The organism is Stenotrophomonas sp. GSD10, from assembly GCF_056172695.1.
Map to the genome: position 1 here is coordinate 49,883 of NZ_JAOCMC010000002.1, position 19,029 is coordinate 68,911.

The 19,029-nt window shown below is 66.5% G+C and carries 14 protein-coding genes and 2 pseudogenes; 9 read left to right on the plus strand and 7 right to left on the minus strand.

Annotated features, from left to right (window positions below; translation table 11 throughout):
- Positions 1 to 52 precede the first annotated feature (52 nt).
- The 6 genes from N4G47_RS00340 to N4G47_RS00365 all read right to left on the minus strand — a co-directional run bounded on the left by N4G47_RS00340 (position 53) and on the right by N4G47_RS00365 (position 6,275).
- Complete coding sequence (locus tag N4G47_RS00340) at positions 53 to 376, minus strand: hypothetical protein (protein WP_475284488.1); 324 nt, start codon at positions 374 to 376, stop codon at positions 53 to 55.
- Positions 377 to 486: 110 nt separating this feature from the next.
- Positions 487 to 1,788: an APC family permease gene (locus tag N4G47_RS00345; RefSeq protein WP_475284490.1), complete on the minus strand. Its 1,302-nt coding sequence runs from the start codon at positions 1,786 to 1,788 to the stop codon at positions 487 to 489.
- Positions 1,785 to 2,546, minus strand: coding sequence for a L,D-transpeptidase family protein (locus N4G47_RS00350; RefSeq protein WP_475284492.1), 762 nt, complete (start codon positions 2,544 to 2,546; stop codon positions 1,785 to 1,787). The genes N4G47_RS00345 and N4G47_RS00350 overlap by 4 nt, the downstream gene beginning before the upstream one ends.
- A 15-nt stretch (positions 2,547 to 2,561) precedes the next feature.
- Positions 2,562 to 3,410, minus strand: coding sequence for a MurR/RpiR family transcriptional regulator (locus tag N4G47_RS00355; protein WP_475284494.1), 849 nt, complete (start codon positions 3,408 to 3,410; stop codon positions 2,562 to 2,564).
- Positions 3,411 to 3,738: 328 nt separating this feature from the next.
- A complete protein-coding gene (locus tag N4G47_RS00360) occupies positions 3,739 to 4,833 on the minus strand; it encodes a dipeptide epimerase (RefSeq protein ID WP_107232127.1) in 1,095 nt (364 codons plus the stop codon).
- Positions 4,830 to 6,275: a C40 family peptidase gene (locus N4G47_RS00365; protein ID WP_475284497.1), complete on the minus strand. Its 1,446-nt coding sequence runs from the start codon at positions 6,273 to 6,275 to the stop codon at positions 4,830 to 4,832. The genes N4G47_RS00360 and N4G47_RS00365 overlap by 4 nt, the downstream gene beginning before the upstream one ends.
- A gap of 132 nt (positions 6,276 to 6,407) precedes the next feature.
- On the opposite strand from N4G47_RS00365, the gene N4G47_RS00370 reads away from it, so the two are divergent.
- The 9 genes and pseudogenes from N4G47_RS00370 (at position 6,408) to hglS (ending at position 17,166) form a co-directional block, all read left to right on the plus strand.
- Positions 6,408 to 7,880, plus strand: a complete 1,473-nt coding sequence (locus N4G47_RS00370; protein ID WP_475284499.1) for a transglutaminase-like domain-containing protein — start codon at positions 6,408 to 6,410, stop codon at positions 7,878 to 7,880.
- A gap of 51 nt (positions 7,881 to 7,931) precedes the next feature.
- Positions 7,932 to 10,954: pseudogene (locus tag N4G47_RS00375) on the plus strand (TonB-dependent receptor).
- An 89-nt stretch (positions 10,955 to 11,043) separates the two neighbouring features.
- Positions 11,044 to 12,552, plus strand: coding sequence for a serine hydrolase domain-containing protein (locus tag N4G47_RS00380; RefSeq protein WP_475284501.1), 1,509 nt, complete (start codon positions 11,044 to 11,046; stop codon positions 12,550 to 12,552).
- Positions 12,485 to 13,198, plus strand: coding sequence for a M15 family metallopeptidase (locus N4G47_RS00385; protein ID WP_475284503.1), 714 nt, complete (start codon positions 12,485 to 12,487; stop codon positions 13,196 to 13,198). The genes N4G47_RS00380 and N4G47_RS00385 overlap by 68 nt, the downstream gene beginning before the upstream one ends.
- 62 nt (positions 13,199 to 13,260) lie before the next feature.
- Positions 13,261 to 13,659: a hypothetical protein gene (locus N4G47_RS00390; protein ID WP_475284505.1), complete on the plus strand. Its 399-nt coding sequence runs from the start codon at positions 13,261 to 13,263 to the stop codon at positions 13,657 to 13,659.
- A 204-nt stretch (positions 13,660 to 13,863) separates the two neighbouring features.
- Positions 13,864 to 14,280 (plus strand): EF-hand domain-containing protein, encoded by a 417-nt coding sequence (locus N4G47_RS00395; RefSeq protein WP_475284507.1) that lies wholly within the window; start codon positions 13,864 to 13,866, stop codon positions 14,278 to 14,280.
- An 84-nt stretch (positions 14,281 to 14,364) separates the two neighbouring features.
- Entirely contained in the window at positions 14,365 to 15,117 is a 753-nt protein-coding gene (locus N4G47_RS00400) for an HAD family hydrolase (protein ID WP_475284509.1), read from the plus strand.
- Between the two features lie 31 nt (positions 15,118 to 15,148).
- Positions 15,149 to 15,637, plus strand: a complete 489-nt coding sequence (locus N4G47_RS00405; protein ID WP_475284511.1) for a hypothetical protein — start codon at positions 15,149 to 15,151, stop codon at positions 15,635 to 15,637.
- 165 nt (positions 15,638 to 15,802) lie between these two features.
- A pseudogene (hglS, locus tag N4G47_RS00410) lies at positions 15,803 to 17,166 on the plus strand (2-oxoadipate dioxygenase/decarboxylase HglS).
- Between the two features lie 136 nt (positions 17,167 to 17,302).
- On the opposite strand, the gene N4G47_RS00415 reads toward hglS, so the two are convergent.
- Positions 17,303 to 18,817: an acetyl-CoA hydrolase/transferase family protein gene (locus tag N4G47_RS00415; protein WP_475284513.1), complete on the minus strand. Its 1,515-nt coding sequence runs from the start codon at positions 18,815 to 18,817 to the stop codon at positions 17,303 to 17,305.
- Positions 18,818 to 19,029 lie beyond the last annotated feature (212 nt).

Below are 19,029 nucleotides of genomic sequence, written 5' to 3' on the forward strand. Positions count from 1 at the left end.
ACCATGCTCGACTCTGAGCCGAGCATGGGCTCGGCTCTACAGGCGCATGGCGTTATCGCTTCAACTGCGGATCCGCCAGCTGTGCATCTTCCCAGCCACGGCGCACCGCATTGCGTGCCTGTGCCCATTCCAGTCGGCTGCGACCACGCTCGTTGGCCCAGCGCGATTCCAGCTCGGCCTCCACCTGTTCGTAGGCGCGGATCATGTCCTGCGCGCGCGCCGCGTGGCCGATCCGGTAGGCCGGTTCGTAATCCTCGAAGAACAGCTGGTCGTCGTAGTACGGCTCGGCGCTGTAGCGCTCGCGCCAGTAGTTGCTGACCGCGTCGCGCGGTGTGCTGTCGTCCGGTACGCGGCCGGGGATCTGGTACTCGGTCATGGAAGGCTCCGTTGTGTACGAAGCCTGATCGTGCCTGCGTGGCGGTTAACGGCCCGGTCCGGCAGCGTGATCACCAGATCAATCCGCCGGGCATGGCCCGGCGCTACCGGTCACCCGGCGTCGGCATCCTTGCGCGGCAGCGTGTAGATCACCGCACCAATGGCGAAGGCGACCAGCGCAGCGGCGATGTTCTGCCAGCTGGCACTGGCGAACAGGGCCACGCACAGCAGCAGTGCCAGCACTGGAATCAGCGGACCGCCGGGCAGCTTCAAAGCGCCCGGGCGGTCGGCATAGCGCTTGGCCAGCACCAGCACCGCAGCGGCGGTACCGATGTAGGCGAACAGGCGCGTGGTCATCGACAGCAGCGCCAGCTGCACGAACGAGCCGGACAGGGCCAGGCCGAGCGCGATCAGGCCCTGGCACAGGATCGATGCGGCCGGGGTGTGGAAGCGCGGATGCACCTGCGCCAGGATCTTCGGGCCGTAGCCATCGCGTGCCAGCGCGAACAGGAAGCGCGGTCCCATCATCATCGTGTTGCTGTTGGTGCCGAGGATGGAGATGGTGGCACCGACCGTCAGGATCAGCGCCAGTGCTTCGCCACCGAAACCGGCGGCGGCATCGGCCAGCGGCGTGGCCGAGCTGGCCAGGCCGGCCAGCGTGCCCTGTGCCACCACCTGTACTGCGCCGTAGATGACGGTGACGGTGATGATCATGGTGATCAGCGCGAACGGAATATCGCGGCGCGGATTGCGGTATTCGCCGGCGGCCGCAGGAATGTTCTCGAAACCGGCGTAGGCGTACAGCAACAGCAGCGCTGCCTCGCCCATGCGTTGCAGGTCATGCGGATCCGGGCGCTGGCCGGAGAACGCCAGCTGCGGGTCGATGTAGAACGCGCCGATGGCCACGAACAGCAGCAGCGGCAGCATCTTGCCGATCACCAGCACCACGCCGGTACGCGCGGCCGAACGCACGCCGATGATGTTGATGCCGGTGAGGAAGCCCAGCGACACCACGATCACCGCGATGCGGCCCAGGCCAGCACCGGCCCACGGCCAGAAACGCGCAACTGCATCGGCCAGCGCGTTGCTGAGCGCAGCGGCCGAGCTGATGCGGGTCAGCCAGATCATCCAGCCGATCTCGAACCCGGCGAAGCGCCCGAACGCCTCGCGGGCATACAGGTAGCTGCCGCCGGGCTCATCGAAGTAGCTGGCGGCCTGCGCGTAGCACAGCACCAGCAGGGCGACGACGATGCCGGCGGCAACCACGCCCCACAGGCTGAAGGGGCCGAGCAGGGCGACGGTGGCGGCCGGCAGCAGGTAGATGCCGCTGCCGATCACATCGTTGATCGACAGGCCGACAATCTGCCAGCGGCTGACCGCGCGCTGCAGCTGCGGTTCGTCCGGCGCGCTCAACGGGCGTCTCCGCTCAGTGCGGGCAGCTGCCACTGCGCCTGCAGCCGCGTGTACTCGGCGCGTGGCAGCAGCACGAAGCGCGGCGTATCCTGCGGCCGCAACCAGTCCAGCAGGGCCTGCATGCGCGCCTGCGGCATGGCGGTGCAGCCGGCAGTGGCTTCGCCGGGCTGGCGCCACAGGTGGGCGAAGATGCAGCTGCCCTTGCCGGGCTGGTTGTCGGGATTGTGGGCGATCACGAAGCCTTCCTGGTAACGCACGTCGCCCTTGGTGTGCAGGTCCAGCCGCATCGGTTCGGTGGAGCCTTCCACGGCCGCCTTGCCCACCTTCTTCGCGTCGACGATGCGGTTGTAGAACGGCGAGCCGGGTACGTCCATGCAATAGCTGCTTTCAAGCATCGGCTGGTAGGCCATGGCCGTGCCTGGGCGTGTGACGGCATAGCCGAACGCGCTGCCGAGCGCGAACACGCCCGCAGGGCTGCGGCCATCGCCTTCCTGCTTCTGCGGGCCGTCGGCCTGCGCCGGATGCAGGCCCAGCCCCCAGGCGCTGCCGGTGCGTCCCAGCGCCACCGGGAACGCCTGGCCATGCGCGTGCCAGCCCTTGCCGTCGCGCACATAGGCCTGCAGCTGCCCCTGGGGGCTGTCCCAGCCTTCGCTGGTGACCACGATCAGCTGGCGCGCCCCATCCAGCGGCGCAGCATGGACGGACACCGTCGCAGCAAGCAGCAGCGCAGCGGTAGCGAGGCGGACCAGCGATTTCATCAACAGGTGCTCCGGTCAGGAATCCAGCAGGTGGTCGATCCGCTCCAGGTTCACCGCCAGCTGCTGCTGGCGGTCCGGATTGGCGTGGCAGAGCAGCACGAACAGGAAATCGAGTAGGGCGTGCATGGCGCTACGGTACAGCAGCTGCGCCACCTGCGGCGCGCGATCGTGCGCACACACCACCAGTGCCGCATCCGCATGCGCGCGCAGCGGGTTGGCGGTGTGGCGGGTGATGGAAATCACCTTGCCACCCATGTCCTGGAACTGGCGCGACAGCTGCGAAAGCTGTGGCAGGTTGCCGAATTCGGAGAACACCAGCAGCGCATCGCCCGGGCGCGCGGCCGACAGGTTGGCCAGCATCAGGATCGGATCGGTATGTGGCACCACCAGCAGGCCGAGCAGCGACAGCCGCATGGCGAACTCGCGCGCGAACAGGCCGTCATCGCCCAGGCCATGGACGAACAGTTTCGGTGCGCCATCGAGCAGCTGCACGATGCGCTCGATTTCTTCGCGTGGGTTGGCCTGACGGGTTTCCTCTTCTGCCTGCGCCTTGCTGCGGCGCAGGGCGTCGCCCAGGCGCAGGTAGTCATCGCCGCTGTCGGGTTCGCGCGGTGCCTGTTGTGGATCGGTCCCGGCGCGGGCGACATCCTGGCCGATGGAATACTTCAGGTCCGGGTAGCCTTTGAAGCCGAGCTTCTGGCTGAACTTCACCACGCTGGACTGGCTGATGCCCAGCGCGCTGGCCAGCTGCTGCGACGAGTAGTCGCGCAGCAGGTGGGCGTTGTCGAGGATGAAATCGGCGATGCGGCGTTCGATGGCCGACATCTGCCCGCGCTCGGAACGGATCTTCAGCAGGGGCGGCATGCGGGGTGTCCGGGTGTTTGCAGATGCGTTGCGGTTGGCAGCGTAGAGCAGATCATGTCATGGGTCGGGCGCGTGCCAGCCGCGAAGACGTTACGGGGTAGGGCAGAAGCGGGAGCACCCACGCATGCCGTGGATCCACGGCATGCGGTTGTTGCCTTTGACGTTGAGTCCGCCTTCAAGCGAGCCGAGCACCGCGGGGCACCGACGTGCGCAGCACGTCGGCTCGCGGCCGGCGGAGCGTTTCTTTTGGTTACTTTTCTTTGCGCGCAAAGAAAAGTAACGCCCGACCAAAAGTCAGTTGTATGCCAGGCCAGCCGCAAGGCAGAGATCAACCCAGCATCTCCAGCCCGCGCACTTCGGTGATGCCCAGCCCCGGCACATCGCTGATGCTGATCTCCGATTCGTTGAAGTGCACGCCGCCGCTGACCGGGTCGAACTGGCCCAGCGACGGGCCGTCCAGGTCGACCTTGGTGATCACATCGCTCTTGGCCACGGCCAGGTGCACGGCGGCGGCCACGCTGATGCTCGATTCGATCATGCAGCCGATCATGCACGGCACACCGTAGATGCCGGCGATGTCGGCGATGCGGATCGCGTTGGACAGGCCGCCGGTCTTCATCAGCTTGATGTTGATGATGTCGGCGGCGCGCTGCTGGATCAGGTCCATCACCTGGCTCGGGCTGAACACGCTCTCGTCGGCCATCACCGGCGTGTTGACGCGGTCGGTGACGTACTTCAGGCCGCTGATGTCGGCCGCCTTCACCGGCTGCTCCAGCAGTTCCAGCACCACGCCGGCTTCTTCCAGTGTGCGCATCGCATGCACCGCCTGCTTGGCCGTCCAGCCCTGGTTGGCGTCCAGGCGCAGCAGGGCGCGGCCCTCGACGGCGGCATGGATCGCCTTGACCCGTTCGATGTCCAGCCCGATGTCCTTGCCGACCTTGATCTTCAGCGACTCGAAGCCGCGATCGATCGCCGACAGCGAATCGGCCACCATCTTGTCGATGTAGTCCACGCTGATGGTGATGTCGGTGGTGATCACCGGGTCGCCGCCGCCGAGCATCTGGTACAACGGCGCGCCATGCAGCTGCGCCCACAGGTCGTACAGCGCGATCTCCACCGCGGCCTTGGCGCTGGTGTTGCGCTCCATCGCGCCCTGCACCAGACCGCACAGGCGGTTGAGGTTGACCACGTCCTGGCCGATCAGGCGTGGGGCGATGAAATGGCGGATCGCTTCGATGATCGAGCCGTGCGTATCGCCGGTGATCACCGCCGTGGCCGGGGCTTCGCCATAGCCGGTGTGGCCGCTATCGGTGCGGATCAGCACCACCACGTCTTCCACGGTCTCCACCGTGCGCAGGGCGGTCTTGAACGGTGTCTTCAGCGGCACGCGCAGCATGCCCAGTTCGATGGCAGTGATCTTCATTCAGGAGTCTTGGCGCGCAGGCGCTGGATATTGGTGATGCGGTCGATGTAACGGAGAGTGTCGCTGGCCATCATCGGCTCCAGCGGCGTCACCGAAACACCATTGAGGTGGGCCTGTACACGCTTGCCGTCGGCACCGGACCAGCTGCCACCCGCCGTATCGTGGATGACCCAGGTACGGCCGTCGACGTGGCCGATGGCCATCATCACGTGCCCGGGAATGTAGACCAGGTCGCCCACCTGCAGGTCGGTGACGGCGCGATCGCGCGCGGCCTTGCTGTCCTTGGCGGTGAACGGCAGGCGGTCCAGCGCCGGGCTGACCGCCTGTGCGCTGGTATTGCGCGGCAGCAGCACGCCGAAGCTGCGGTAGATCTCGGAGACGAAACCGCTGCAGTCGCGGGTGTCGTAGTCGTGGCCCCAACCATAGCGCTCGCCCAGGAACTTGAAGGCCTGCTGCAGCAGCAGGCGCGGGGTCAGCGGCAGGTAATCGGCCGCGGTGTCCTGCGAGCGCGGCAGCAGGGCTGGCACCAGTTTCAGGCGCCCGTCGGCCTCGCGCACCGGCAGCTGCACCACCCACGAGGCATGCGCCTGCTGGCCGTTCACCGCTTCGGCGGCGGGCCAATCGGCCAGCACCGGCAGTCGCACGCCCATCTCCAGCTGCAGGCGCGAGACGCGCGGTTCCTCCGGGGTGTAGGCGGTCTGCGCGGTGGCGCCGGTGACAACGCGGTACGGGCCCTTCGTGCCGTAGCCGAGCACCGTGGCCTTGTCGCCGCCAGCGATGGCATCGGCTTCGATCCACGCGCTGTAGCGCTCGCTGTGCACGAACAGCCAGCGGCCATCGGCACTGCGATGGACCACCGCCACCTTGTCACCTGGGAACAGCGCCGATTCCTGGAAGCGGTCGATGTCGGTGTCACCGGCCGTGCTGAACACGCGCTCGCGGGTGGGGAAGGTGCGCAGCGCGGCACGCTTCACCACCAGTCCGTAGGCGGGTGCCACCTGGGCAGGAATCGCATCGAGGCCGAGGTTGGCTTCGATGCCACTGCGCAGCGCAGGCGCGATGGCCTGGCCCCGCTCGTTGAACAGTGCACGCTCGGGCCAGCGCGACAACGCGCTGATGCTGGCGCGTACCTGCGCGGCATCGAGCCGTGCGGGCAGCGCGGCGATGTCCTGGATGTGGCTGTCCTGCGCGCGCATCCGAGCGTTCTGTGCGTCGATCTGCGCGCGGTCCAGGATCGGCGCATCGGCGTTGTCCAGCCGCGCCGCCCAGTACTGCGGGGTCAGGTAGGCCTCGTGCAGGCCGATCACATACGGAAGCGGCGGGCCGGGGTCAGGCGGCGGTGCAGCCTGTGCGAAGGCCGGGGCGGCCAGCAGGCACGCGGCCAGGGTCAACCGACGCGGCCATTGCCACTGCCGTTGCGGTTCGCGGGAAGCCAGGATCATGCGCAGCACACCCTCCTCGAATGCCTCTTGGAATATTTATTCCTTTCGGCATAGAAAGCAAGAATAAATTATTGACCGACATCCCGGCCCGTGTTACACAGCCATTACCACCCGCGCTGGGGAAGTGTCGCTGTGGATCCTGCCGTTCGCAAACCGCGTCTGACTGCCGCCGCCGGCCTGTGTGCCGCGTTGCTGCTGTGGGCGTCGGCCGCGCCGGCGGCGGATGGGCGCAGCAGCCAGCAGCGGGCGCGCCAGACGCAGCTGATCGACCTGATCGACAGCGGCCGCTTCAACGATGCCCAAGCCCTGTTGGCAACGGCAGGCGATGCTGCCGAAGGCGCCTTCCAGCGCGAGCGCATGCGCCGCATCCGCCTGGATTTCAGCCTCGACGAAACCGCCGCCAAGGCCGCTGTGCGTCGCTGGATCCCCGACCTGAGCGACGAGGAATTCGCGCGCTGGGACCAGCTCGGCCTGATCGAACACCTCGATATCGATGGCACGCGTTGGTACTTCAAGCGTGCACCGTCGAACCTGTTCCTGCTCAGCGACGAAGCGCGCGCACGCCGCCGCGCGGATGCACCGATGCCGGTGCCGGGCCCGAACGAAGTGCTCAATCCACACCACGCGCGCGTGCTTGCCGCCGCCGAGCAGAGCGGGCAGACCTCGGTGCTGCCCCAGCGCATCGAGTTCACCCAATCGCTCACGGTCAAGGCCGATGCTGTGCCGGCCGGCGAGACCGTACGCGCCTGGATTCCCTACCCGCGCGAGATCCCCGGCCAGCAGGAACAGGTGCAGTGGTTGGGCAGCATGCCGGGCAAGGCACGCGTGGCGCCGGCCAGCACCCTGCAACGCACGGCCTATCTTGAAGCCAAAGCGGTGGCCGGGCAGCCGACCCGCTTCGAGGTCCGCTACGCGGTCACGATCTTCGCCCGGCATACCGCGATCGATCCGGCCAAGGTGCAACCGACCCCGGCCGATCCGGTCTTGAAGCCCTATCTGGCCGAGCAGCTGCCACATGTGCGCTTCACCCCGGCGCTGAAGCTGTTCTCCGACCAGGTGCTGCAGGGCGAGACGCGCCCGTATGAAGTGGTGCGCAAGCTGTTCGCCGCGGTCGATCGCATTCCCTGGGCCGGTGCGCGCGAATACTCCACGCTCAGCAACATCAGCGATTACGCCTTGCGCGCCGGCCATGCCGACTGCGGGCAGCAGACCCTGCTGCTGATCGCGCTGCTGCGCCTGAACGGCATTCCCGCGCGCTGGCAGTCGGGCATGGTGTTCTCCGACGATGGCAGTGGTTACAGCAATCTGCACGACTGGGGGCAGGTCTACCTGGCGCCGTACGGTTGGCTGCCGATGGATGTAACCACCGGCGCGCTGGTCACTGACGTGCCGGCGCTGCGCGACTTCTACCTGGGTGGCCTCGATGGCTACCGCATCGCCTTCAACGATGATTTCGGCCAGCCCTTCGTGCCGGCCAAACAGCACTACCGCTCGGAAACGGTCGACTCGCAGCGCGGCGAGGCCGAGTGGGCAGGCGGCAACCTGTACTTCGACCAATGGAGCTACGACGTCCAGTGGCGGGTACTGCCAGCCGGGCAACGCTAGCGCGACACATCGCATTCCACACCATTCAATTCTTGCAGGAGAGAGCAGGGGATGAAGGCTTACAACATCAAGCGGGCGGCGTTGTGCGTCGCCCTTGGGGCGTGTCTGGGCGTAATGCTGCCCGGTATCGCGATGGCGCAGAACGTGAGCGGCGCGGTCGCTGGCCGTGCAACGGCCGGTGACCAGGTCACCGTGGTCAGCAGCGGCACCGGCCTGACCCGCACCGTCACCGTCGGCAGCGATGGCAGTTACCGCCTCGGCCAGTTGCCGGTAGGTGACTACCAGCTGCAGCTCAGCCGCGAAGGCCAGAAGCTGGGCGATCAGGTCTCGGTGAGCGTCGCCGTTGGCGGTACCACCACGGTCAATCTGGCCAGTGGTGGTGGCGTTACCAATCTTGACGCACTGCAGGTGGTCGGTACCCGCGTGGTCAACCGCGTGGATGTCTACTCCACCGAAACCTCGTTCAACATCAACCGCCAGGAAATCTCGCGGCTGCCGGTGGCCCAGGATCTGTCGGCGGTGGCGCTGATGGCGCCGGGCGTGGTGGGGGCAACTCGTCCTTTGGTGGCCTGTCCTTCGCTGGTTCATCGGTGGCCGAGAATGCGGTCTTCATCAACGGCCTGAACGTCACCGACATGTATACCCGTCGTGGCTTCAGCACGGCGCCGTTTGCCTTCTTCAACGAGTTCCAGGTCAAGACCGGCGGCTACTCGGTGGAGTTCGGCCGCTCCACCGGTGGCGTGATCAATGCCGTGACCCGCTCGGGCAGCAATGAATTCGAAGGCGGCGTGGAAGTCACCGCCGAGCCCAGTGCCTGGCGTGCCAGCGGCGGCGATCATTTCCATCGTGATGGCACGCCGCATTCCTATGGCAGCCGTGACAACAACTCGTTCCTGAAAACCAATGTCTGGGGTTCCGGGCCGATCATCAAGGACAAGCTGTTCCTGTTCGCGATGTACGAAGACCGCAGCGACAAGGGTCACAACACCTCGTCCGATGGCAGTACCTGGTTCAAGAACGATTCCGGCAACGGCTTCTGGGGCACCAAGCTGGACTGGAACATCAACGACAACCACAGCCTGGCACTGCTGGCATTCTCCGACGAAGGCGACGTCACCAATGCCTCGTACGGCTACAACTGGAATGCCGACCAGCTCGGTGCCTGGGGCGGCGATTCGGTTACCGAGACCGGCGGCCGCAACTGGTCGGCCACCTACACCGGCCACTTCGGCCAGAATTTCACCGCCCGCGCCATGGTGGGCCAGAACAACCAGCGCGCGTTCACCAACTCGTCGCTGGACCAGGCCTGCAGCCCGGTGTTCACCGACAGCACCTACGGTCCGCGGTTGAGCAAGCTGCAGGGCCTGCGTGCCGGCTGCCATCCGACCGGTGCGGCCGTGGCCGAGCGTGACGATACCCGCGATGTAGCGCGCCTGGACTTCGAATGGCAGCTTGGCGACCACCTGCTGCGCTTCGGTGTGGACCGCGAGCTGATGACCACCAAGCAGTCCACCCGCTACCCGGGTCCGACCGAGCTGAGCTACACCGCCTACGTGGCGCGTCCCGGCGACGAAGTGTGGGACGGCGCCAACGCCTACGTGCCGGCCGGCGTCACCGAAATGCTGCGCGCGCGCAACCGCAGGTCCGGCGGCACGTTCGAAACCGAGGCCAATGCCTTCTACCTGGAAGACATCTGGAACATCACCCCGAACCTGATGCTGAACCTCGGCGTGCGCTGGGACCGCTTCGAGAACCGCACCGCTGCCGGCAAGGCGTTCATCAAGATGGACGACCTGATCGCACCGCGCGTCGGCTTCTCCTGGGACATGCGTGGCGATGGCAGCACCAAGCTGTTCGGCAATGCCGGCCGCTACTACCTGCCGGTCACCAACAACATCAACGTGAACTTCGCCGGCGGCCTGACCGACGAATACAGCTACTACGTGCTCAATGGCTGGGAGCAGAAGACCTCGCCGACCGGATCGGCGTACATGGCGCCGATCGTGGGCCAGCAGATCGGGCCGACCGACACCCGCATGAACACCGGCGGAGCTGACCTGCGGCAGAGCGTGGACCGTGACCTGAAGGCGGTCTACCAGGACGAGTACATCCTGGGCTTCCAGAACATGATCAACCAGGCCTGGTCGTGGGGTGTCAACGCCACCTACCGGCGCATGACCCGCGCACTGGATGACATCCGCATCAACTACACCCCGTGCGGCCCGACCCCGAGCACGCTGTGGCCGATTGCCAACCCCGGCGAGAGCCTGACGATCTGGGGAGACAAGAGCATCGGCTGCGCCAACGAAGGCTGGATCACCATCGATACCGCCAACAGCGGCTACCGCAAGGGCGGCAGCGGCGAGGTGATCGGCTATTCCAAGCCCAAGCGCACCTACAAGGCGCTGGAGTTCCAGATCGACCGTGCCTGGGACGAGAAGTGGATGTTCAACGCGTCCTATCTGTGGTCCAGGAGCGAGGGCAACTTCGAGGGCCCGGTGAACTCCGATACCAACTACGGTGACACCGGCATGGTGCAGTTCTGGGATCATCCGGCCACCAACGAACGCTATGGCGTGCTGTTCAACGATTTCCGTCATCAGTTCAAGCTGCGCGCCGCCTATGCACTGAACAAGCAGTGGTCATTCGGCACCACGCTGCAGGTGCAGTCCGGCGGCCCGATCACCGCTTACGGCGTGATGTGGCCGAACGATTCCATCGCCGGTGGCAGCACGTCCAGTGAAGGCAGCGGCGGCGGCACCGGGTGGTTGTGCGTGGCCAACTGCGCGGGCCCCTACAACCAGCGCCAGTTCGAGTACAGCCCGCGCGGTGCGTTCGGTCGCCTGCCGTGGACCTGGACCCTGGGCGCCAACGTGACCTGGCGCCTGCCGGTGGAGGGCATCGACCTCAGTGCACGTCTGTCGGTGTACAACCTCACCAACAACCAGAAGACCATCAACGTGCACCAGCGCTATGAAGCACAGCCGGGCCAGTACCGTGAGGCGACCTTTGCGACCGGCACGCGCTGGCAGGCCCCGCGCTATACCCAGCTGGTGGTGACCTGGAACTTCTGAGGCCAGCGCCGCGTGTAGCGCCGAACGTGCTCGACGGCTTCAGGTGGTGTCGATCCGTCGAGCACGCTCGACGCTACTTGTGCATCGCGGTGCTGGCGGTTCCCACCGCCTCCATCGATGCCGACGTCGCGGCCATCGTCCAGCACGAGCACCTGCCCGGGATCGCGCTGGCCGTGGTCGACAACGGGCAGGTGGTCTACCAGCACACCGATGGCATGCGCGGCGATGGTGGCGACATCGACCAGGACACGCTGTTCAAGATCGCCTCCAACAGCAAGGCGATGACCGCCGCGCTGCTGGCGCGACTGGTGCAGCAGGGCCGGCTGCGCTGGGATGACCCGGTGCAGCGGCACCTGCCTGGTTTCCGCATGCATGACGCGTGGGTGGGCCAGCAGATGCAGGTGCGCGACCTGCTGATCCACAACAGCGGCCTCGGCCTGGGCGCCGGCGATCTGATGCTGTGGCCGGAACCCAATGCCTTCACCCGCGCCGACATCATTGCCGGTCTGGCGCACTTGAAGCCGGTCAGCAGCTTCCGCAGCCGCTATGCCTACGACAACCTGATGTATGTGGTGGCCGGCGAAGTGGCGGCCGCTGCCGGTGGCAAACCGTACGACCAGCTGATGCGCGAGCAGGTGTTCACACCGCTGGGCCTGTCGCGCTGCCAGGTCGGGGCATGGCCGGTGAAGCAGGTGGGCAACGTGGCCCAGCCGCATGCCTGGCGCGCGGGCCGCAACGTGGTGGTGAATGCCGATGGTGAAACCAGCCCCGACCTGACCTCGATGGCCGCTGGCGGCATCCGCTGTTCCCTGCGCGATATGACGCGTTGGATGCAGGTGCTGCTGGAGCCTTCCCTGGCCCCTGATTGGCTCAATGCCGAGCAGCGCCGCACGCTGTGGACCCTGCACATGCCGATGCCATTGAGCGAGCGCCAGCGGCGCTGGGACAACGCACACTTCTACGGCTACGGCTATGGCTGGCGGGTGTCGGACATGGACGGGCAGTGGAAGGTGGCCCACACCGGCACCTTGTCAGGCATGTATTCCTCGCTGGCCCTGCTGCCCGACCGCAAGGTGGGCGTGGTGATGCTGATCAACGGCGAGGGCGAAGATGCACGCACGGCGCTGATGCAGGCGCTGCTGAAGCGCTTCACCGCTCCGCATGATGCGCGCCCGGCCGAGGCCTATCTGGCCCAACTGAAGACCGAGCAGGCCACGCGGGCAGCGTCGGGCCATCAGCGGCCTGTGACGTCGACGGCGCAGCCGGCGCGCGCGGTCGATCTACCGCGCTGGCAGGGCCGTTACCACGATCCCTGGCTGGGGCCGGCCTCGCTGTGCCCGGGCAAGGACGGCCTGCGTTTCAGCGTGGACACGTCGCCGAAGCTGCAGGGCGACGTGCTGCAACAGCAAGGACGCTGGCTGCTGCGCTGGGATACGCTGGGCGACGAAGCGCAGGCATGGCTGCAACCGGGCGAAGGCCCGGTGCCGACGCTGGACCTGCGCGCCATCGATCCGGACATCGACTTCAGCTATGACTTCCAGGACCTGCATTTCACTCGTACTGGCGATTGCCCTGGCCGCGACCGCACACGCCGCTGAGCCACCTCGCGTTTCGCCGGCCACCAATGCGGCGCAGGCTGGACTGGTGGAGATCCGCACGCTGTCGCCGCACATCGGGATGGATATCCGCTACGCCACTGCGAACAACTTCACCAGCGCGCCGGTACCCGGCTACGATGCGCCGTCCTGTTATCTGCTGGCGCCGGTCGCGAAGGCACTGGCCCAGGTGGAACAGGACGTGCGCGCACAGGGCTTCGGCCTGCGTGTTTACGACTGCTATCGGCCGGTGCGTTCGGTGCAGGCCTTCATGGCCTGGGTGAACGATCCGAACGAGCGCTCGCGCAAGGCGATGCAGTATCCGGAGCTGGACAAGCCGCGTCTGCTGGCCGACGGCTACATCGCCGAGCGCTCCGGCCACAGCCGCGGTGCCACCGTGGATCTGGGGTTGCTGGATTGCCGCAGCGGTGGTTGCACGGTGCTGGACATGGGCACCGACTTCGACTTCTTCGGCCCGCGTGCGCATACGCAGACGCCCGGGCTGAGTGATGCACAGCAGGCGAACCGCCAGCAGCTGGTGCAGGCGATGGCGCGGCGCGGCTTTGTGAACTACCCGCAGGAGTGGTGGCACTACACGTTCCAGCCCGAACCGGACCCTGGCACCGCCTACGACGTTCCCGTGCGGTAGTGCCGGGCGCCCGCCCTGTCGATACCCCTTACACTGGCCGCCTTACCACCACTGCCCACCCGATGAACCTTCCCCTGCACTTCGGCCTGCTCGGCACCCTGGAAGCCGGCGCCATCGCCTTGCTGGTCGGCCTGCTGGTGTACCTGCTGTGGTCGCGGTTGTGCCGGCTGCTGCACTGGTCGATGGGCCATGCCATCGGTTGGGCGTGTGTCCTGTCGGTGGTGATCTCGGCCGGCATTGATGCGTGGAAGCTGTTCTACATGGGCATCGTGCGGCTGGAATCACCGCTGTACGCGCGTATCTTCCTGTCCACCATCCACGATCCGAACGAACTGGGCAGCCGCGTGGTGCTGGAAATCGCCGGCGCGCTGGCCGGTGTGGCCTTGGGATGGGTCGTGTTCAGTTCGCGGTCATCGGAAAAACCGTCGACTGACGCAGGTTTTTCGTTGGCACCCGGTTAAATCCGGGCGCACTGAATGCGCATCTTATGAGCCACTCACCCGGCCCTAACCAGCGCACTAATGCATGCACGCGGGCCAGAGGTTAATCGCGCGTGTGGGCGCCGGTCGCAGCGCAAAATCGATTCAGAAAGGCGGTGGCAGGGTAGGTGCCGTGCGGAGACAACAGACCGCGCAACACCACCCAATAGGTAGGAGACACCCCTGATGACTATTCGCAACCGCAAGCCCCTGATCGCCCTGATCGTCGCCGCCGGCAGCGTACTGGCCATTCCGGCGATGGCGCAGTCGGCCAAGCAGCAGGCCGCGCAGGCGCAGAACGAGGCCGCGCAGGCCCAGCAGGCGGCGGCGCAGGCCGGTCAGGCCGCAGACCAGGCGACCAATGCGGCCGCGTCGGCATCGGCGCAGGCCAATGGCGGTGGCCAGACCTGGGCCAGCATCGATACCGATGGCAACGGCACCATCAGCAAGAGCGAGGCGCAGGTGAACGCGGGCCTGGCACAGGTGTTCGACCAGGCCGACAGCAACAAGGACGGTGAGTTGAGCGCCGATGAGTACAAGGCCTACGTCGCCGCCCAGCAGGCAGGTGCGGGCGGCGCTGCGCAGGGCGCGCAGGGCAGGTAACACCTGCATCGGGGCGTATGGGAACCCGGGCGGCTACGGCCGCCCGGGTTTTTCTCGTCACCATGGCCCCTGTATCCTTGGCCGATGAATACCCCCACGCCTGCGCCGTCGCGCGCCATCGGCCTGGTCGGTTTTGACGGTGACGATACGCTGTGGAAGAGCGAGGACTATTACCGCAAGGCCGAGCAGGATTATCTTGACCTGCTGTCGCGCTACGTCGACGTGCATGACACCCAGACCGCGCGCCACCTGCTGGAAGTGCAGCAGCGCCACCTGGGTACCTTCGGCTACGGCGTGAAGAGCATGACCCTGTCGATGATCGAAGCGGCCATCGACATCACCGGCCAGCGCATCGAAGCCAAGGACATCCAGCGCATCCTCGATATCGGCCATGCCACCCTTGGGCATCCGGTCGAGCTGATCGACGGCGTGCGCGAGGCGGTGGCGGCCATCGCCGAGCACTACCCGGTGGTGCTGATCACCAAGGGTGATCTGTTCCATCAGGAAGCCAAGATCAAGGTCGCCAACCTGGCCGAGCTGTTCCCGCGCATCGAGATCGTCTCGGAGAAGGACCCGGAAACCTACGCCCGCGTGCTGTCCGAGTTCGACCTGCCGATGCAGCGCTTTGTGATGGTCGGCAACTCGCTGCGTTCGGATATCGAGCCGGTGGTCACCCTCGGTGGCTGGGGCGTGCATACGCCGTACGCGGTGACCTGGGCGCACGAGACCCAGCACGGCGTGGCCGACGACGAGCCGCGCATGGTCACCGCCGACAGCGCCCACGATTGGCCGGCCGCGCTGGCCGCGATCGAGGCCAAGGCTGCCGCCACGGCCTGACAGGCGCGGGTGGCTGCGGCAGAATCGGGCCATGAACCTGCGACTGCACGCCCTGCTGTTGTCCCTGCTGCTGGCGCCGGCCACCGTGCTGGCCCAGCAGACCGCCGAGCGTTCGGCCGCCTATGAGGTGGACACCGGCGACAGCTGGGTGGATGACCAGCTGCAGGACATCAACCATTACGCCGAACGCTACCCCGACGCCTTCCTCGACGAAGTGTCTCGCTATGCGGGCGTGCCACGCGGCTACATCAGCGCGCTGTTCACCACCCATGGCTGGCAGGCCGGGGACATCTACTTCGCCTGCTTCTGGGCCAAGGCCAGTGGCCAGACCTGCCGCGACAGCGTGCGCGCCTTCAGCCAGAACCCGGAGGGTGGCTGGGAGGCAGTGGTGAAGCGAATGCCGGTGAAACCGCAGAACGTGCATGTGCGCGCCGTACGCCATGCCATCGTGGCCAGCTACCAGCACTGGGACCGGCCGATCACCCTGGATGCCACCCTGAAGCGCCAGTTGAAGCGGTAGTGCCGGCCGCTGGCCGGCAACTGCACTACTCCTGGCATCGAGAGGTTGCCGGCCAGCGGCCGGCACTACCGATTTCCTTCATGTTGCTCTGCATATCGCCGCCGCCTCGCGCTCCGGCGACAATACGGGCCCGAGCTGTTCCCCGTTCCCGTAATCGAGTGACTGATGAGCGCCTCTTTCGTTTCGCCTGATGTGATCCGCCGCCTGTTCGCACAGGCCATGTCCCGCATGTACCGCACCGAAGTGCCGCTGTACGGCACGCTGGTGGAACTGGTGGAGCGGATCAACGCGCAGGTGCTGGCCCAGGACCCGGCGCTGGCCGCGCAGCTGCAGCGCAACGACGAGCGCGCGCGCCTGGATGAAGAGCGCCATGGCGCCATCCGCGTCGGCACCGTGCAGGAACTGGCCACGCTGCGCCGCCTGTTCGCGGTGATGGGCATGTACCCGGTGGGCTACTACGATCTGTCGGTGGCCGGTGTGCCGGTGCATTCCACCGCGTTCCGCCCGCTGACCGGCGCCGCGCTGGCGCAGAACCCGTTCCGCGTGTTCACCTCGCTGCTGCGCCTGGAACTGATCGAGGACGAAGCCCTGCGTGCCGAATCGGCAACGATCCTTGCCCGCCGCCGCATCTTCACCGACGGCGCGCTGGCACTGATCGACCAGGCCGAGCGTGACGGTGGCCTGTCGCAGGCCGATGCCGAGCGCTTCGTCGATGAAGCGCTGGAAACCTTCCGCTGGCACGGCGACGCCACGGTCGACCTGCCGACCTATCACGCCCTGCACAACGCGCATCGGCTGGTGGCCGATGTGGTGAGCTTCCGTGGCCCGCACATCAACCACTTGACCCCGCGCACGCTGGACATCGACGCTGCACAGACCGCCATGATCGAGCATGGGATGGCGGCCAAGGCGGTGATCGAAGGCCCGCCGCGCCGCGCCTGCCCGATCCTGCTGCGCCAGACCAGCTTCAAGGCACTGGAAGAAGCCGTGCATTTCCCGGACCGCGAGGGGGCGATGCCGGCACCCATACCGCGCGCTTCGGCGAGATCGAACAACGCGGCCTTGCGCTGACCCCGAAGGGCCGCGCGCTGTACGACCAGCTGCTGTCCCAGGCGCGCGATGCCGGGGGCGAAGGCAGCACCGGTGGCGACTACGGCCAGCGCCTGCAGGCGGTGTTCGCCAGCTTCCCGGATGACCACGACACGCTGCGCCAGGAAGGCCTGGGTTACTACCGTTACCAGCTGACCGACGCCGGCCGTGCTGCGCCCGAGCGCGTGGCCGACCTGCCGGCCGAAGTGCTGGTGGCCGCGGGCCTGGCCACGGCCGACCCGATCGTCTACGAAGATTTCCTGCCGGTCAGCGCCGCGGGCATTTTCCAGTCGAACCTGGGCGGCGAAGAACAGCGCGCCTATGCCGCGCATGCCAACCGCGAGGCCTTCGAGCAGGCGCTGGGCGTGGCGGTGAATGACGAGTTCGAGATCTACGAGCGGCTGCAGGCCGAATCGCTGGCGGCGCTGCGCACCGCGTGAAGGCAGAGCCGGCCAGCGGCCGGCTCTACCCGATGTCCGTACCTGGGGTCATGCTGCTGCCCCTTTGTAGAGCCGAGCCATGCTCGGCTGCACGGGAAGGAGAGTCGAGCATGGCTCGACTCTACAGAAGCGGGCGTCAGCCCTTCATCGTGCCGGTATCCAGCCAACGCTGGTGCCACGACAGCGCTTCGGGCAGCAGGTGCGGGGTGTGCTTGCCGTAGCTCTCGCGGCTGGCACGGTCGAAGTAGTCCTGCAGCTGCGCGCGGAAATCCGGGTGCGCGCAGTTGTCGATCAGCACCTGCGCGCGCTTGCGCGGGGTCAGCCCACGCAGATCGGCCAGGCCCTGTTCGGTCACGATCACCGACACGTCGTGCTCGGTGTGGTCCACGTGGCTGGCCATCGGCACGATTGCCGAGATGGTGCCGTTCTTGGCGGTGGACGGGCTCAGGAATGCCGACAGGAAACCGTTGCGGGCAAAGTCACCGGAACCGCCGATGCCGTTCATGATCCGCGTGCCCATCACGTGCGTCGAATTGACGTTGCCGTAGATGTCCACCTCGATCATGCCGTTCATGCCGATGCAGCCGAGGCGACGCACCAGCTCCGGATGGTTGGAGATCTCCTGCGTGCGCATGATGATGCGCTCGCGGTAGAAATCGATGTTTTCCTTGAACGTCTCGTTGGCCTGCGGGCTCAGCGCGAAGCCGGTGCACGAGGCATAGCTCAGCACGCCGTCGCGCAGCAGGTCGAGCATGCCGTCCTGGATCACTTCGGTGAACGCGGCCAGGTCGCGGAAACCACTCTTGGCCAGGCCGGCCAGCACCGCATTGGGAATATTGCCCACGCCCGACTGCAGCGGCAGCAGGTTCGGCGGCAGGCGGCCCTTCTTCACTTCGTGCTGCAGGAACTCGATCAGGTGCGAGGCGATCTGTTCGCTGGTCGCATCGATCGGGCTGAACGGGCTGTTGCGGTCCGGGCCGTTGGTGCGCACCACGGCCACGATCTTGTCGGGGTCGCAGCGCAGCGCGGTGTCGCCGATGCGGTCGTTGGCGTTCACCAGCGGAATCGGCTTGCGGTGCGGCGGCAGCGCGGTGCCGTAGTAGATGTCATGCATGCCGTCGACGCCGGCCGGCTGCCACTCGTTGACCTCGACGATCACCTTCTTGGCCAGGTCCAGCCAGGTCTTGTTGTTGCCGACCGAGGTGGAGGGCACCAGCGAGCCGTCCTCGCGGATGGCCGACACTTCGATCACCGCGGTATCGATCTCACCGTAGAAGCCGAACCACACGTGCTGGGCGACGTGGCTGAGGTGGATGTCGATGTAATCCAGCTTGCCCTCGTTGATGCGGTTGCGCGCATCCGGGTCGCTCTGGAACGGCATGCGCATGGCGATGCCATCGGCCTTGGCCAGCGCGCCATCGAGTTCCGGCGCGGTGGAGGCGCCGGTCATCAGCTTGATCTGGAAGGGGTTGCCCTGGGCGTGCACCGCTTCGATGCGGCGGGCCAGTTCGACGGGAACGGCCTTGGGATACCCGGAGCCGGTAAAGCCGCTCATGGCCACGGTTTCACCGGGCTGGATCAGCGCGGCTGCGGCCTCGGCAGAGACCACGCGGTCACGGAGACGCGCGTTGGCGATGCGATCAACAGACATGACGACAGTGTTTCTGGGGGAAACCCGATTATCGGCCATCCTCATCCGTACGGGGGTTCTACCTTCGTGGAATGGCTTTTCCCCGCAGGGCTCACCCATACCCACCGGTTTTGTTTTGCAGTGCAGCGTGCAAAGTGCTTTCGCAGCCCGCACGATGGCCCTGCATCCCGACGTGGGGAGGGAGCAGAGCCCGCTGGCAGTTCGCTGCAAGC